Origin of the sequence: Pedobacter changchengzhani (genome assembly GCF_004354365.1) — a bacterium.
Lineage (GTDB): Bacteria > Bacteroidota > Bacteroidia > Sphingobacteriales > Sphingobacteriaceae > Pedobacter > Pedobacter changchengzhani.
Window position 1 is genome coordinate 206365 of sequence record NZ_SJCY01000004.1, and the last position, 17123, is coordinate 223487.

13 protein-coding genes are annotated in these 17123 nt (G+C 37.6%); 8 read left to right on the plus strand and 5 right to left on the minus strand.

What is annotated here, in order from left to right:
• Positions 1-7: 7 nt before the first annotated feature.
• The 3 genes from EZJ43_RS08125 to EZJ43_RS08135 all read right to left on the minus strand — a co-directional run bounded on the left by EZJ43_RS08125 (position 8) and on the right by EZJ43_RS08135 (position 4558).
• Positions 8-778, minus strand: a complete 771-nt coding sequence (locus EZJ43_RS08125) for a PRC-barrel domain-containing protein (protein ID WP_133262204.1) — start codon at positions 776-778, stop codon at positions 8-10.
• Positions 779-992: 214 nt separating this feature from the next.
• On the minus strand, positions 993-2030 hold the full coding sequence (locus EZJ43_RS08130; RefSeq protein ID WP_133262205.1) for a zinc-dependent alcohol dehydrogenase family protein: 1038 nt from the start codon (positions 2028-2030) through the stop codon (positions 993-995).
• A gap of 146 nt (positions 2031-2176) precedes the next feature.
• Positions 2177-4558 (minus strand): phosphoketolase family protein, encoded by a 2382-nt coding sequence (locus EZJ43_RS08135; protein ID WP_133262206.1) that lies wholly within the window; start codon positions 4556-4558, stop codon positions 2177-2179.
• Between the two features lie 477 nt (positions 4559-5035).
• Between EZJ43_RS08135 and EZJ43_RS08140 the strand changes: the two genes are divergently transcribed.
• Positions 5036-5686, plus strand: a complete 651-nt coding sequence (locus tag EZJ43_RS08140) for a BON domain-containing protein (RefSeq protein WP_133262207.1) — start codon at positions 5036-5038, stop codon at positions 5684-5686.
• An 87-nt stretch (positions 5687-5773) separates the two neighbouring features.
• Here EZJ43_RS08140 and EZJ43_RS08145 read toward each other — a convergent pair whose 3' ends face one another.
• Both EZJ43_RS08145 and EZJ43_RS08150 read right to left on the minus strand, forming a co-directional pair.
• Positions 5774-6823: a response regulator gene (locus EZJ43_RS08145; protein ID WP_133262208.1), complete on the minus strand. Its 1050-nt coding sequence runs from the start codon at positions 6821-6823 to the stop codon at positions 5774-5776.
• Positions 6820-8016 (minus strand): PAS domain-containing sensor histidine kinase, encoded by a 1197-nt coding sequence (locus EZJ43_RS08150; RefSeq protein ID WP_133262209.1) that lies wholly within the window; start codon positions 8014-8016, stop codon positions 6820-6822. Before EZJ43_RS08150 ends, EZJ43_RS08145 begins: the two co-directional genes overlap by 4 nt.
• Before the next feature lie 231 nt (positions 8017-8247).
• Between EZJ43_RS08150 and EZJ43_RS08155 the strand changes: the two genes are divergently transcribed.
• From EZJ43_RS08155 to EZJ43_RS08185, 7 genes are all read left to right on the plus strand, one after another.
• Positions 8248-9486 carry an acetate/propionate family kinase gene (locus tag EZJ43_RS08155; RefSeq protein ID WP_133262210.1) on the plus strand — a complete coding sequence of 413 codons (1239 nt, stop codon included), beginning with the start codon at positions 8248-8250 and terminating at the stop codon, positions 9484-9486.
• A gap of 11 nt (positions 9487-9497) precedes the next feature.
• Positions 9498-12212: a cation-translocating P-type ATPase gene (locus tag EZJ43_RS08160; RefSeq protein ID WP_133262211.1), complete on the plus strand. Its 2715-nt coding sequence runs from the start codon at positions 9498-9500 to the stop codon at positions 12210-12212.
• A gap of 228 nt (positions 12213-12440) precedes the next feature.
• Complete coding sequence (locus EZJ43_RS08165) at positions 12441-12695, plus strand: hypothetical protein (RefSeq protein WP_133262212.1); 255 nt, start codon at positions 12441-12443, stop codon at positions 12693-12695.
• Between the two features lie 116 nt (positions 12696-12811).
• Positions 12812-13642 carry a hypothetical protein gene (locus EZJ43_RS08170; RefSeq protein ID WP_133262213.1) on the plus strand — a complete coding sequence of 277 codons (831 nt, stop codon included), beginning with the start codon at positions 12812-12814 and terminating at the stop codon, positions 13640-13642.
• A 25-nt stretch (positions 13643-13667) separates the two neighbouring features.
• On the plus strand, positions 13668-14102 hold the full coding sequence (locus EZJ43_RS08175) for a hypothetical protein (RefSeq protein WP_133262214.1): 435 nt from the start codon (positions 13668-13670) through the stop codon (positions 14100-14102).
• A gap of 91 nt (positions 14103-14193) precedes the next feature.
• The gene (locus EZJ43_RS08180; RefSeq protein ID WP_133262215.1) at positions 14194-15693 is read left to right on the plus strand and encodes a L,D-transpeptidase scaffold domain-containing protein; all 1500 of its coding nucleotides are present in this window, start codon (positions 14194-14196) and stop codon (positions 15691-15693) included.
• A gap of 276 nt (positions 15694-15969) precedes the next feature.
• Positions 15970-17118, plus strand: coding sequence for a porin (locus EZJ43_RS08185; protein ID WP_133262216.1), 1149 nt, complete (start codon positions 15970-15972; stop codon positions 17116-17118).
• The last annotated feature ends 5 nt before the right edge of the window (positions 17119-17123 follow it).

The following is a 17123-nucleotide window of genomic DNA, read 5'->3' on the forward strand; positions in this document are numbered from 1 at the left end:
ATAACCATTAACCCACAGTAAACTTCGCGTAGTAATTGTGTAGATCTCCAACATATTTCTCCTCTACACCTTTATTTGGCACATATTCGGGGCTATTTTTTACATTTTCCACAGAAATTCTGAGGATGACTTCGGAACTATCCCAACTTATTTTCTTAATCAGTTTTGGTGATATCAATACCTTCTTTCCGGGAAACCAATCGCCTGTATCCACTTCGAAAAAGTCCAACTTCCAAGAAGTATCATCAACTATGAAATCGTCAACATCTCCGATTTTCCCATCAGTTGCATGTATCGTGTAGCCTGCTACCATATTTGTACTCCGCAAATGAGGGTCGACAGCTCCGACTTCTTTAATATCTTTGTTAACTTCTCTTTTCACTGCATCTTCGAATGGTTCGCTCGCCTCTGTCATCATTCCAGTAACACCCATACCGCCTCCCCAAATACCAGTGCCCCAATAGCTGGTCCACGGATAGTAATTATACATTTCAATTTCATGCTGACGAGAAACAGGGTTTTCCGTATCAACATTAGGGCTGTTCTTTACCTTTTCTTTTGAGAGATTAACTGGAAAAACCTTATTTTCCCAATCTGGCGTTAACAGCGCCTCAGGAGATATTAGCACCCTACGATTATTAAGCCAACTTCCGGTTTCTACAATTAGGTAGCGAACCGTCCAGCTGTGGTCATCAAAATAAAAATCTTTAACTTCTCCTATCTCACCATCGGTGGCACCCATGGTGAAGCCAATTAAACTTTTAATATTGCGTTTCATATCCTTTTTCTAGTGGTAAATTATTTTATGACTAAACTGATTTCGAATCTCTCTTTTAAACGGTATTTTGCCAAGTATATTCTGGTTTATGAGAATTCTCACAAGCGAAAACTACTTATAGCTCTCCAAGAAGCCAATCGTCACATGTAAAATCTATTTGTAAAGCCCTGCCGTGTTTTACGCAGAGCTCAAATCGTTCAATACCACAGTGTCATTAATTTTCTAAAATTACTTTTAATGCTTTTTCTTCGGCAGCGTTTTCAAAGGTATCGTAAGCCTTCATAATATCGTCTAGCTTAAAATGATGGGTAATCAATTTGTTAGGTTCTAGTTTTTTCGCATTGACTGTTTTAAGCAACATAGGCGTTGTAACCGTATCAACAAGACTGGCGGTGATGGTGATGTTTTTAGACCACAATGTTTCCAGATGTAGGGCTACGCTTTTTCCGTGGACACCAATATTTGCAATATGACCACCCGGCGCAATAATTTCCTGGCAAAGCTCAAATGTTGAAGGTACCCCCACTGCTTCCATAGCTACATCAACACCTTTGCCATTTGTAAGGCTTTTGATTTTTTCCACAGCATCTTCATTAGCACTGTTGATGGTAGTTGTAGCACCGAAATTTTTCGACATGATTAAGCGGTTTTCGTCCAAATCCACCATGATAATTTGAGCAGGTGTATAAAATTGTGCTGTTAAAAGTGCAGCTATGCCTATTGGTCCTGCACCAACAATCGCAATATTATCACCGGGCTTTACCTTTCCATTTAAAACACCACACTCAAAACCGGTTGGTAAAATGTCGCTCAACATTACCAATGCTTCTTCATCAGTTCCAGCAGGAATATGGTGGAGACTGTTATCTGCATGAGGGATTCTTACATATTCTGCTTGCGTCCCATCAATGGTGTTACCCAATATCCATCCGCCATCTTCACAGTGTGAGTACATTCCTTTTTTACAATAATCACATTTACCACAGGAAGTAATACAGGAGATAATAACATGGTCACCTTTTTTGAAATTGCTTACCGCTGTGCCGGTTTCTAGGACTACACCAACACCCTCATGACCAATAATTCGCCCATCTTCAACGCTGGGTACATCACCTTTTAAGATGTGTAAATCTGTGCCGCAAATGGTTGTTTTTGATATTTTAACGATCGCATCTGTAGGTTTTAAAATGCTTGGCATGGGTTTTTCTTCCCATGCTTTTTTTCCTGGACCGTGATACACTAACGCATTCATAATCTATTCTATTAATTGTGTAAATATTAATTAAAAAATAACCCATCTTATCAGATTTCGCAACTATAAGCCCGCTACTACTCGGTTCTATCTTTCGCCGAATTAGAGTCTATTGTGCTGTTTCTATGTTTGAATTTGCCATATTTCTAAACCGTATTCCATTTCCAATTGATCACCTCAGGCATATCTTCGCCGTGGATATCTATAAAGTGCTTATGTTGGATCAATTTATCTTTCATCATCTGCTTAAGATAGTCTCCTCTAGAACCCAAGTTTGGCACGCGATCTACTACATCCTGTACGAGGTGAAACCGATCAATATCATTCTGCACCCGCATATCAAAAGGAGTAGTTATTGTTCCTTCTTCTTTATATCCTCTTACATGTAAATTACGATTTTTTCGCCTGTAGGTAAGACGATGAATTAACCAAGGGTAGCCGTGAAAAGCAAATACGATATGCTTATCCTTAGTAAATAAGGAATCGTAATCATAATCGCTTAGTCCATGGGGGTGTTCGCTAGCCGATTGTAATTTCATTAAATCGACTACATTAACAACTCTAACCTTCAATTCGGGTAAATGTTCTCGAAGAATAGAAACGGCAGCCATTACTTCTAAAGTGGGTGTATCGCCACAACAAGCTAAAATTACATCTGGTTCGGTTTGTTGATCGTTACTTGCCCATTGCCATATTCCAATACCCTCTGTACAATGAATAATTGCAGCATCCATATTCAACCATTGGGGTAATGGATGTTTGCCTGCAACGACAACGTTTACGTAATTCCGACTGCGGAGGCAATGGTCAAAAACCGATAAAAGGCAATTCGCATCTGGCGGAAGATAAACCCTTACAATATCTGCTTTCTTATTAATTACATGATCTATAAAACCTGGGTCTTGATGCGTAAAACCATTGTGGTCCTGTTGCCAAACGTGTGAAGCGAGTAAATAATTTAATGATGCAATTGGCGGTCTCCAAGGCAGTTCTTTGGTTACTTTTAACCACTTTGCATGCTGACTAAACATAGAATCCACAATTCGGATAAATGCTTCATAGCTATTAAAAAGTCCATGTCTTCCGGTTAACAAATAGCCTTCTAACCAGCCTTCGCATTGGTGTTCGCTTAATTGTGCATCCATCACTCTGCCCGAAGGCGCTAAAAACTCATCGTTTTTTTGTTCTCTTGCGTCCCATTGGCGGTTACTTACTTCGAACACAGCCCCCAATAGGTTAGAGAGCGTTTCATCTGGGCCAAACACTCGAAAATTGTCTTGGTTTAACTCAATTATATCACGAAAAAACTTCCCTAAAACGGGCGTGTCTCCCAATTGGACCGCTCCAGGAGAGGGAATATCTACCGCATGAACCCTAAAATCGGGCATGCATAAATTTTTCAATAACAAACCACCGTTAGTATGTGGATTTGCGCCCATTCTTCGGTTTCCTTTTGGTGCCAAATCAGCGAGTTCTGGCATCAACTTTCCGCTTTCGTCGAATAATTCCTCGGGTTTATAACTCCTCATCCAACTTTCTAACTGTTCCAAATGTTCGGGATGTTTTTTATCAACCAAAATTGGTACTTGGTGTGAACGGAAAGTTCCTTCAATCGGCAAACCATCAACCATTTTTGGCCCTGTCCATCCTTTTGGAGATCTTAAAACAATCATTGGCCATCTCGGGCGACTATTATCATTGTTCCCCCGTGCATTTTTTTGATGATCTTTAATATCGCCAATGGCTTTTTCTAAAGTTTCTGCCATTAATTTATGCATGGTTGCGGGGTCATCACCTTCTACAAAATACGGTGTCCATCCACAGCCTTTAAAAAACTGTTCTAACTCTTCATGCTCAATTCGAGCCAATAAGGTGGGATTACTAATCTTGTATCCATTTAGGTGTAAAATGGGTAAAACAACACCATCTGTTATGGGATTTAAAAACTTGTTAGAGTGCCATGCAGTCGCCAAAGGACCAGTTTCGGCCTCTCCATCGCCAACCACACAAGCAACAATCAAATCAGGATTATCAAAAGCCGCACCAAAAGCATGGCTCAAAGAATAACCCAGTTCGCCACCTTCGTGGATAGAACCTGGCGTTGTAGGCGCAACGTGACTGGAAATCCCTCCCGGGAAGGAAAATTTGGTAAAAAGTTTCTTCATACCCGCTTCATCCTGCGGAAAATCTGGATAAACTTCAGACCACGTGCCTTCTAAATAAACATTGCCAACAAGTGCAGGGCCACCGTGACCAGGTCCGGCGACGTAGAACATATCTAAATCGTACTTTTTAATGATTCGGTTTAAATGAACATAGATAAAATTTTGTCCAGGAGTTGTGCCCCAATGACCAACAACCAACGGCTTTACATGCTCAAGTTTTAAAGGTTCTCGCAATAGCGGATTATCGTACAGATAAATTTGCCCAACAGAAAGATAATTAGCTGCCCGCCAATACGCATCCATTTTTTGTAAAAGTTCAGTGCTGATGCTTTCTTTTTCTGTATCTATGAGTGTTTCTTCCATTTTATTTGAGTCATTTTTAATGAGCAATATTTCAATCAGAGCCAAGTTGGCTTTTCATGTTTTATCCTTCCTAACAAATTTCAGTTTTGATAGCTGTTATGTGAATGACTGCGGTCACCCGATTTGAAGACGTTCGTCATTAAGGTGCCTTTAGAAAATTGGACTGAGCAACGGTAGTCAAAAAAAATTAAACCTTTTGCTAACGGTTATCGCGTTATTGCAACTCACAAAAATCAGTTTGTATGGCGTTTTGGTTGCATTTAAAAACGATAAGTAGCTGATTTTTTGATTACTGATTAACATCGGCTATACGTATGACAAATATCATTTGTATTCATTCATAATTAGGACAACTTTATGAAATCAATATTTTTTGGAATGTCGGGATCATGCAATCAATTTTTTCTGAAGCATCGCTTAAATGCAACCTGTCCAAATAAGTGTTGGTCATTTAACCGGATATTAATTTAATAAAAGATGAAGTACAATGAAGCACTTAAAAATGATGTCATAAATGCCTTCAGCGTCGAGCCACTACTTCAAGGAGTCAAAGTGCAGGTAAATGCAATTAATGGTACCGTCACTTTATCTGGAACTGTAGATAGTTATGTTAAAAAAAGAGCGGCAGAAAATGTTGCAAACAAGGTGGCAGGCGTAAATGCAGTTGTAGAGAAAATTAAGGTAAAATTTGATCCCGAAGAAATAGTTACAGATGAGTCGTTAGCATCGGAGGTGCTTAAAGTGATAAAATTTAGTCCAGATATTGCCGAAAATAGCGTATGTGTACTGGTTGAAGATGGCTGCATAACCTTGGAAGGCAGTGTGAGAACGGTTGCTGAGAAAATTCAAACTGAGCGTAATATCCAACATCTTAGCGGTGTGAAGATGATTGTGAATAACATTGCTGTGCAGTTTGAAAATGACGATGAAAGACAAACAATCGCTATCGAAAATGAACTGCTCAAGAATTGGGCAATAGATGATCAAGACATACGAGTAACTGTTGTTGGCAATCAAGTTACGTTACGTGGGAAGGTGACGTCAATGTATCAGCGAGATACTGCAGAGCGCATTGCATGGAACGCACTTGGGGTATGCAATGTTCATAACAAACTCACTATAGAATAACTAATTTAGTTTTAAATTATGCAATAGCTTGATAAACGATACTTTGTATTTAAGAGCCTAATGATAAAGGTTTTATCAATAGTTAGGTCAGTTTTTCATTTTTGAAAGACCTTCAAAATTCAGAATTGTAATTTTCGAACCCACACGGTCAATTAGTTTTTCGTCCTTGAAGTCCGAAAGCGTGCGGCTAACGGTTTCTGTAGCCATACAGGCCATGGCTGCTAAATCTTCTCTGGTCATGTTAAACGACTCATTTTTAATATACTTGTTGTGAAGCTTAACAATTGTGCCTGCCATTTTTTTCCTCACAGAATGATAGGCGAGCTGCAATAGCTGATCTTCTTTCTCCCGATTATCCTTAGATAACAAGTGAATAAATTTTCTGGCTACTTCTGGGTAAAGATTAAATACGGATTCCATCTGTTCTGTAGATACTAGGCATAACATGCTATCCTCTATAGAAGTTGCTGTGTCGCCACAAGTGCTATTGCTCAATACAGCGTTTATGCCAATGTAATCTCCCTCTCCATATATTCCTGTCATTAACTCTCTTCCATCCTCCGCCAATTTTATCGTTTTTACTTTTCCTTGGGTAATCAAATAAAGACCTTTAGCATGATCATCTTCGTAGTAAATAACCTGGTTCTTTTTAAAACTTCTGCTCTTTCTACCATCTATAATCTTGTTGAATTCTGCAAGTCCATCCGTTTTTGCGACAAGAACCTTGAAGTCGACTAAATTATTTTTATGAGCATTGTCAGCCAGGGCTTTTTTTCTGAGCCTGATATCGATCGCATTTAGCAATTCCATATCATCAAAAGGTTTGATCAGGTAATCATCGGCACCGAGTTCCATTCCTTTCCTCAAATCTGCATGTTCTGCCTTTGCGGTTAAAAAAATAAAAGGTATCCCTGATGTTTCCTCATGTTTATTTAACATATACAATACACCGTAACCATCCAATTCGGGCATCATGATGTCGCAAAGAATAATATCAGGGGCGTATTGGAGCGCCATCTCTACACCAATCTTACCATTTTCTGCCTGACAAACAATATAGCGGGCCATTTCTAAAATTTCGACCACGTTTTCACGTATGGCATCATGATCTTCAATGATCAGTACTTTTTTGCTCATGATTTGTAGGTTTGTGGAAAGGTAAGTGTAAATAATGTACCCTTGTTAATTCTACTCTGAAAACTGACTTTGCCATTCATTAAACCGGTGTATCTCGATAGAATACTAAGACCCAAACCATTTCCCGAGATTTTTCCGGTATTATGTGCCCTAAAAAAAGCAGCGAAAAGATGCTTATGGTCAGTTTGGGGAATACCAATTCCATTATCGCAAATCTTTATTGTACAATTTTTTTCATTAATTTTAGTATAAAAATGAATTTTGCTGTCCAATCCGGAATATTTAATGGCATTGTCGATTAAAATAATTATACAGTTTTTTAGTAGGTTCTGATCAAGATGGATCATGAGATCGGGCCCTCTGTGTTTAAATACTATTTCTTGATTTCCCCTTAGTGCAACCTGCATTTCTTCCGCAATTTCTTTGGCAGTATCCGATAGACTAAAAGTGCTTAGCTTTGGTTTTACCATTCCCGAATCCAATTTCTCGAGCGAAAGAAAGTCGTTAAGTATGGCAGTAACGTTTAAAACGGCATCTTTAATCTTTACTACATGTTTCTCAATCCCCTGCCTATCAAGGGTTTCCGCATATCGGTCAATAAGTGATGCAGAAAGGTGTATAGTGCTTAAAGGGGTACGAAACTCGTGCGATGCTATGGACACAAAACGACTTTTAAGTTGACCAAGTTCTTTTTCTTTATTTAAAGAAAGGTTAAGCTCATCTTGGGTTTTCTGCAACTTATCCAAGCTTGTTCTAAGCGAATGCGTCCTTTCTTCCACTTGCTCCTCCAGTAAAGCAGCGTATTCTTGTAGCTTATTTTCAGCTTCTTTTTCTTTTGTCAGATCATGAATAAATCCAGCGTAAATAATTCTGCCAGAATATTTCACCTCACTTAAACCAATTCGAAAAGGGAAACAGCTTCCGTTTTTTTTGAGGCCTACAAGTTCCCTTCCAACGTTGATAATACTTCCATTACCGGTTTTTTTATAATTAAACAGGTATCTCTCATGCCTTGTCCTGTCCTGCGGAGCCATGAGCATGGAAATATTATGACCTAGAACTTCATCTGGTAAATAATTGAAAAGCTTGCACGCAGACGGATTTATAGATTCGACAATACCGAGATCATCTATGGTAATTAGACCGTCTATTGCATTTTCAATGATTGCTTTAAGCAATACGGTATTTTCCATAAATTATTGATTCACAATTAAATAACTAATTGTCTGTAAAAAACAATCGGAAGCTGTATTTGTTTCATCCATTAGCATATTTACACAATTTATTTAAAATAATCCGATTTTCAGTGATAAGCATCATGATATAAATCGTTTAACGTCACTTATAGATCCTGGTACCTGAGTTACTTTTGTTAACATGGATGTTTTCGGTCGATTCTGATATTCCCCATCCTTTTCATCAATATGGAGAAGAAACAACAAATACCTGTAGGAAATTTTATATTGGTCATCAACGCTGGTTCTTCAAGCTTAAAGTTTGCCGTTTATCAATGCCAGACCATCAAAAGAGAATATTCTGGTCTAATAAAAAACATTGGCAAAGAATTTTCCAGCTTAAAGATAAACGATGCTAATAGCGTTGCGGTAAGTGTAAAAAAAGCAGTTTATCAAAACATTGATGAAGCTGCATCGGGAATAATTTCATGGCTAAAAACAATACAATCTAAATGTTTTATCTCGTCTGTTGGCTATAGGTTGGTACAGGGCGGTCCCCATCACCGTAGCCCTGAAGTTATAACCGATGAATTGTTGGAAGATTTAACCAAGTTTATTTTTTTGGCGCCCAACCATTTGCCTGATGAATTAGCACTGATCAAGAAATTTCGGTCTGCGTTTCCTGACCTAACACATGTGGCGTGTTTTGACACTAATTTTCATCGAGACATGCCCGATCAAGCTAAATATTATGCACTTCCGGAGAAATTCAAAGGTCAAGGATTAATTCGTTACGGTTTTCATGGCCTATCGTACGAATACATTATGGACAAGCTCGATCGGAATTTTGCATACATCAACCAGAAAAAAATTATCATCGCTCACCTTGGCAGTGGTTCAAGCATGGCTGCGGTTTCGTTTGGAAAGTGTATAGATACAACAATGGGCGTTAGCCCGATAGGAGGTTTGGTCATGAGTACGCGAAGTGGCGATCTTGATCCCGGCGCAATTCTTTTTATGCTTAAGCAAAGTAAAATGACCGTTGAGGAGCTCGATAATGTGCTCAGTCATGAATCCGGCATGAAAGCAATTGCAGGCACGGGAAACATGGAGGAGCTTTTGAAAAATGCAAGCTTTGATAAAAGGGCAGAGGCTGCGGTAAATTTATTTTGTTGCCAAGCCAAAAAATTTATCGGTGCACTTGCAGCTGCTCTCGGTGGTCTTGATATACTCATCTTTACCGGAGGCGTTGGCGAAAATTCTCCTCAAATTAGGGAACGTATTTGTGCAGATATGGATTTTATGGGGGTAAAACTTGATCGGCTCCGCAATCAAGACACTCAAAAGATCATTTCTTGCCAGAGCAGTAAAGTTAGTATCATGGTTTTTGAAACTAATGAAGAACGTATGATTGCACTACACACAAAGAAAATTGGATCGCATTTAGCGGAAGACGAAATGGCACTTAACGCAAGCGTCAATCCTTAAGAATTACCAATATGAGTATTGAATATCCCGTAAAAACTCCTTATTTACAAGCCCTAGAGGATCTGTCGATCGCTTTGTCAACTTCTGAGAAAGAAGGTATAAGTACTGCCGAGGCTTCTATTCGCACGAAGCAGTTTGGGCTGAACAGCTACAAAAGTCAAAAACAAAAAAGCATTTGGCAAATGGCTTTTGAGCAGTTTAACAGTCCAATTGTTTATCTACTTTTAGTTGCAGGACTTGTATCACTTTATTTCAAAAACTCGTTAGAGGCAATTGCCATATTCATCGTAATCGTTGTAAACGCAATTATTGGTTTTTTTATGGAGTTGCAGGCCAGAACCTCCATGCGGGCGTTAAAAAAAATGGATGTTAGTTATGCGAAAGTGGTAAGGGGAGGCAAGGAACTCGAAATTGCATCTGAACAGCTTACAATTGGTGATTTGCTGTTGCTCGAAGCGGGTGACGTTGTTTCTGGTGATGGAAGAATTGTTTTCTCAAATGGCCTTCAGGTAGATGAATCATCATTAACAGGCGAATCCTTTCCAGTTTTTAAAACTTCAAATATCGATAATGAGAAATTAGAATCTTCGCATGCGCTAAACATGGTTTATAAAGGTACCGCTGTTTTAAATGGAAATGCGAAGGTAATTATAACTGGAATTGCAGAACACACCGAGCTCGGTAAAATTAGTGAACTGGTTGGACGTTCTAAATCTACAAAAACACCGCTTGATATAAAAATTGGCAAACTTACTAAGAAGTTAATTTGGATTACATTAGTTTTAATTCTCGTTTTTGTAATTACGGGCTTGTTAGAAGGAAGAGCTTGGTTAGAAGTTCTAAAAACATCCATTGCATTGGCAGTTGCTGCTTTTCCTGAGGGTTTGCCGATTGTAGCGACCGTGGCTTTGGCCTATGGTATGTTGTTGATGGCTAGAAAAAATGCAATTGTTAAAAAATTATCTTCAGTAGAAACATTAGGCAGTGTAAATGTAATACTCACCGATAAAACGGGCACACTTACCGAAAATAAAATATCCGTAGAAATGTTGTCTTTTCCTGATCAGGAATTTCACGTTTCGATGAAAAATGGAAAACTTAAATTTAAGGAGGATGACATTGAGAAAAGTAAGGAAAATTTCGATTTCCTGGTTCGGATTGGAACACTTTGTAATAACGCACCTGTAAATCCTGATGCTAAAAATCAAAAAGCTTTTGGCGATCCGGTTGAAATTTCACTTTTACTTTTGGCTGATGCAGCCGGTTTTCCAGCACAAAAGACCGTGAGCGAATTTGAACGTTTATCTGAAATTCCTTTTAGCTCAGAGAGTAAGTTAATGGCAACGCTTCATAAAGCCAACAAATCTTTTTTTGTTTCGGCAAAAGGCGCTGTTGAGAAAGTTTTGTTGAAATGTAGCCATATTCAATCGGGCGATTCCATTTTGGATTTAAGCGCAGAAAAGAAAAAGGAAATTCTATCTAAAGCGGAGTTACTTTCTGCATCTGGACTAAGGGTTTTAGCTTTCGCTTACCAATCATCGGATACAAAACCCGATGAAGATTATCTTAAAGATTTAGTTTACGTTGGTTTGGTCGGTTTTTTGGATCCACCGAGAAGAGACATTAAGGGTGCAATTAGTGAGTGCCACTCCGCAGGTATAAAGATTGTGATGATTACAGGCGACCACCCAATGACCGCATTAAACATAGCAAAAAGAGTGGGCATAGCCGAAGAGCAAGACGATAAAGTAATTGCAGGTTCCGAACTTCCGGATATGGCAGCTTTATCAAAAGAGTGGAAAGGAAGGATATTAAGTACGACGGTATTTGCCAGAACGACACCGAAACAGAAGCTAGAGATTGTTGATGTTTATCAAAAAGCAGGCTACATTGTAGCGATGACTGGAGACGGTGTAAATGATGCACCCGCCCTTAAAAAAGCAAATGTTGGTATTGCTATGGGCCTCCGCGGAACACAAGTAGCCAAAGAAACAGCCAGTATTGTTTTAAAAGATGACTCTTTTGCTTCAATTACGCACGCCGTAGCCCATGGAAGAGAAATTTTTCAGAATATACAGCGATTTGTAATATACTTGGTGTCGTGCAACCTCAGCGAGATTTTAATTATAACCATACTTGGATTTTTAGCACAGGGAACGATGCTTTTTCCTTTGCAGATTTTATTCCTCAATATGATAACCGACGTGTTTCCGGCACTAGCATTGGGGCTTGGTAAAGGAGATTTAACCGTTATGCAAAGGCCACCGAGAGACCCTAAACTTGGTATTGTTTCCAATAGAAACTGGCTGGTAATTTTAATTTATGCCGTATTAATGAGTGGAGCTGTAATTTTAGCCATTTTTATGTGCAGGTTTTATATTACTTCTGATGTTAAAGTGATAAATAATGTTGCTTTTATCACATTGGCTTCCTGCCAATTATTTCATGTTTTTAACATGTCATCCTTACAATCGGGAATGATAATGAATGAGGTAACCAAAAATAAATTTGTTTGGTTGGCACTTCTACTTTGCTTTTTTCTACTTATTGTGGTCTATTTTTTCGAAGCTAGTCGCGAAGCGCTTAACCTTAATGTTATTTCAGGTCAAGCTTGGCTTATTGCAATACTTTCAAGTATGCTTCCGCTGATTTTTGTGCAATTATATAAGTTGTTTAGAATGCAAAAATCTCAATCTCAACAATCTACAAAAAACCTAAATAAATAACTCAATTCTAAAGGGGTAATTCGTAAAGTGATGAAAAATAAATTTTAAGATGACCAAGTCAAGCTTATTTATAAGGCATTACCTCAAGCTAAACATGTCGCATAACCGCTAAGAATATCCTTCTTGTACAAAATAATTTGATGATTACCATCTCACGTGTCGATGACGCGGATCATAACTTAGATGAAATTTTTAACTGACCTTCATTTAATCATAATCAATTAGAAAATGGATTCATCTACAGCCTATAATATAGAACAGCGTATTCGTGATGCAGGTAGCCTGCCTGAAATCGATTACCAGAATCAACTTTCCCGAATAGAGGAGAAGTTTCAAATATGGAAAAATAAGGAGTTTTTGGAAAGATCTACGATTTTTGAAAAAGTAGCTTGTTTAAGTAGATGCCATGGCGATAGCCTATCCGAATGGGTGATAAGCGAAATGGGGATTTTGCTTGAAAAAAGTGAACTGAGTTTTATTTAAGTAGGCTAGCAAAGTATAATCATGATTTTAAACAATTTCAGTCATGACCGCTGTCATTTTCTTTAATTGGACTGTTATCGACCTTTATAATCAACCACTGTTTTAATGGAAGCATAATGAAAACAATACTTATCATCAACGATCAAACTCCTGAAGCTGAACATGCAGCTGCTTTTGCATTGGTATTTGCTCAAAAAACAGAAGCCAACATTATTCTGGCGACTCATTCGAATGCAAATGGAGATTTAATTGATGATGAATGGGGAAGAAGTACAAATAGTGAAACCATTTTAGCGCCAGTTCATTCTGTACTGATGAAAAAACTATTAGCGCGCAAAAAAAGCTATATTGGTTTCAGTCCGTTAATTCAAGAAATTGAAGTGAGAGATGAGCAGGAAAGTCTTGTCTTTCTCACGACCAATAAAGGTATTTATATGGTGGTAAAAGGGATTGAAGAATTCATCCCTCACGCATTAATAAACGTTAAATTGTGCATAAGTGCCTTATTAAATAAACTTCAAGTTCCGCTTTTATTAATCCCTTCTTCTTGGTCAGAAATCGGATTTAAGAGATTGGTTTACTTAACCGACCTCCGCTTTTGTGGGATTCAAAACGTAAGATTTCTTGCAGAACTTGCAGGGAAATGGAAAGCTAGCCTTGTAATTGCACATTCTAAAGTAAGTGGTTTGCCTGAAATAGAAGTTGAGGAAGCCGAACATATTTTTAGCGATGCGATAAGCCTTAATATAAAATACGGAAATCTCTTTCTAAATATTCTTGAACAAGATAATAGTGAAAATGTTCTTGAGGTGATGGTGAGCCAAATGCATGCAGAATTATTGGTTTTAGTCAATCAGCATTTCCACTTCCATACGCTTACAAAGCAATATTTTAAGGATGGAACTGCGATTTTTAAACCAGTGCCTTTACTTATTTTCCCAGCTTAACATTTTTAGTCAATTTCCTACCACTATGAATACCATAAACAATAAATCAACAGCACACCAACAATACCACGCCATTGCTAAACATTGGGCATCTGATGTGGAATTTTTTAAAGTGGAAACTGTTTTTCTGCATCATCTGCTCGATGATTATTTCATTCGTTTATCTGATCCAGAACATCTGCAAGGATTAAACAGTGTTGGTTTAAAACTAATGCACCTAGAAAAAGATAAATTTAGCGTTGATCATCATCTGATCGACCACCTTAAAAATTTGGAGGGACAAACCGAGGATTTGGATTTTAATGATGGAGAATTACTAGCAAAGGCACATGGAAAACTCGAGCAAACAATGGCGCAGTTAACCAATAATTATAGATTACTTAAAACTGAGTTATTTACGTTGGTGCAAAAAGTTATTAAAGCACAAAATGATGCTTTGAAAATAAAAAATCAGGTTTAGCTTATTGTTATCTTGTTTTAACCTTAAATCAGCATTTTAAATTTGTTAATCGGTTGCAATTACGCTTAGTTAATTCTACGAAAACATAATCATGAAAATTAAATTTAAATTCCTCCATCACTCAAAAAATAATTTACTATTTACAGCTGTGTTAATATTTATGCTGCTAAATATTTCGGTGCAAAGTTCGGCTCAAAACTCGCCGATAATTTTTAATAAGGAGGCGAAGCAACAAAACGCCACCATATCTGATGATATTAAAATACAACTTATTGAATGTGAAAACACACTTAACTATCCACAATCAGTTAAACGCTTTTATGAGGAAAAAAATGACCAGCTAATTTGGGTGGAAAAAGGAAATCACAATCGCCAGTTGGCGCCAGCGATGATGATATTAGATTGTGTGCTCCAGTTTGGATTGAACCCTTTAGATTTTCATCCAAATGAGCTTATTTATGATCAGATTAAAATATTTACCGAGCAACCCGAAATGTTAAGTGACGTTGAGCGTGCTAAGTTTGATATTTTGCTAACTGATGCAATGATTACTTTTATGAACCATTTGCACTACGGGAAGTTTAACACCGTCTTCACCCGATCGAAAATTGATGCAGGCGGTTTAGGTAATTTTAGTGCTGAAAACCACTTATCGAAGTTGATGGAAAGCAACGATTTTTATACCGAAATCATTAACGTACAACCCAATACAAAAGAATATGATGATTTGCAAAAATATATGCATTTGGTGCGAGGACAATATGTAGAAGATAGTTATGAATTTCCCGAGAAGAGTGTAAGGAAAATGACCATTAATATGGAGCGCCTTCGGTGGTTAACCGCAAACGAAAATCCAAGGTTGATGATCAATATACCAGCCTACACCGCAAAACTGAAGCTTAAAGATAATAGCTATCTTTTTGAAGTGATCGTAGGTAAGCCATCTTCGCCTACGCCTGTACTAGAAAGTGCGATTACCCATTTCACCGTGGCTCCGGATTGGAAAGTGCCTTCAAAAATATTCGTAAAAGAGCTATTACCCAAAGCAATTAAAAATATCGATTATTTAGCAAATAACCATTATGCTATTTATGATGCTAAAGGAAAATTTGTCGAAATCACATTGAAAAAACTGAAGTTTATAAAGGCACATCCTTTCGGTTATTTCGTCAGACAGTCATCTGGTTGCGATAATGCTTTGGGTAAAATCGTATTTCGTTTCGCAAACCCTTACGATGTTTATTTACACGATACCCCACAACCTAAATTATTCCTTTCAGCCGAGAGAGCTTTAAGTCATGGCTGTATCCGCATTGACGATGTTGAAAAACTTGCAAGTTTATTGCTGGCTAATGATGGAGCATCAACAAAAATACCTTTAATGAAGAAAGCTGTTTTAGCGTATAAAAAACAGGATTTTTTATTGAAGAATCCGCTTCCAATAAAACTAACTTATGTTACATGTGAGCTGGTTGATAGTCAACTTATAATATACAACGATATCTACAACTTAGACAGAGGGTTGGAAATTGCAATGTACGGAGCCGAAAGACTCCTAGCCTCAGATCAAAAAATTTTCGAAAGGAAGTAATTAATTATAGTTGTAAAAATACGCTTTGCAATAGCCACATATTGATTAATTGTTTAGTTCTCGAGCAAATATATTTTGATGCTTTCTGCAAGTTAAATATTGATTTATATCACATTTCGTGTTGATTACTGTCATGGCAAAAAATTGTGCATTTAAACAACTTTGTATTAACAAAATAAGTTGCTACAAGCGAGGTAAAAGGAAAGATTTAGCGTAGTGATTAACAATATTTAAATTTTAACTTTTTGCAAGCCATTACATCTATCGATATTAATCATGAAAAAATTCGCTCTGATATTTTTAGTATTTCCTTTTGTATTTAATTTCACTTTTGCGCAACAAAAAGACCGGACTAAGCTCACCGACACAATAACAAACTATTCTGCGCATAAAAGAAAGATAACATTCGCAGGCGTTTTGCAAACGCGGTACGTAGTTTCCTTAAATAACAATGTTGATATTACTGGTAAAAACTTCGATCCTTCAACATCGAAAGCCATATCAAATACATTTTTAGTAAAACGAGCACGAGTGATGGTTAAAGCCGATATAAACGATCATTTTTCTGCTAATATCTTGGCTAATCTAGCCGAATTTAATGGCGACCCTACTAATAAGGTTTTGGAAAATGCATATATCAAATATTCACTCAATAAATATTTTCATGTTCAGGTGGGTCAGTTTCGTCCATTTTTTGGGATAGAAGATGCGCTGTCGGTGGACATTATCCGTTCGCTGGATTTCTCAAATCAATATTATGCTTTCGGTAAAAATGGTTGGCAGAGTTTCCAAACTGGGCTCTCCGTCTTCGGAAACGTTATCCCAAATGGAAAACTTCGATATTTTGTTGGTGCTTATAATGGCAACAATAAAAATAAATTATCGGATGATAACAACACAAAAAATTTATACAGTAGGCTAGAGGTCGATTTTTTAAAAGATTTTACTGTAGGTGTAAATGTGGGTTCAGGAAGTTTAGCTGCGAGCAGTATCGGTCAGGCTTATGGCGCCGATGCAACAGCAAAAATACCCTTATCAAAAAAATTCGATGTACTATTAATGACCGAGTTTAAAACAGGCGCAAATTTTTTAGCTTACAACTCAGCCAATCAGTTGGTCAATCCAAATTTAAATGATTATCAAATGAAAGGATTTTATTTCTTCCCGACACTTCGCTACAATCACGAAAGTAGAAGGCTTCGTGCTATTGAATTTTCTTGTCGGTACGAATATTTTGATGAGAATTACAAGTTGCAGTCTAACGCGAGGCAAACCATTATTCCCAATGTATCGTTAATTTTTGCTGATGATTTTTACGCTGCCATTCAGGTTGGGGTTGCAGTAGATCGTTTTAAAAATCAAGTCCCATTAACTACAGCCTATAACCACAGCTTGGGTTACGTTCAACTTCAAATACGCTTTTAAACAAA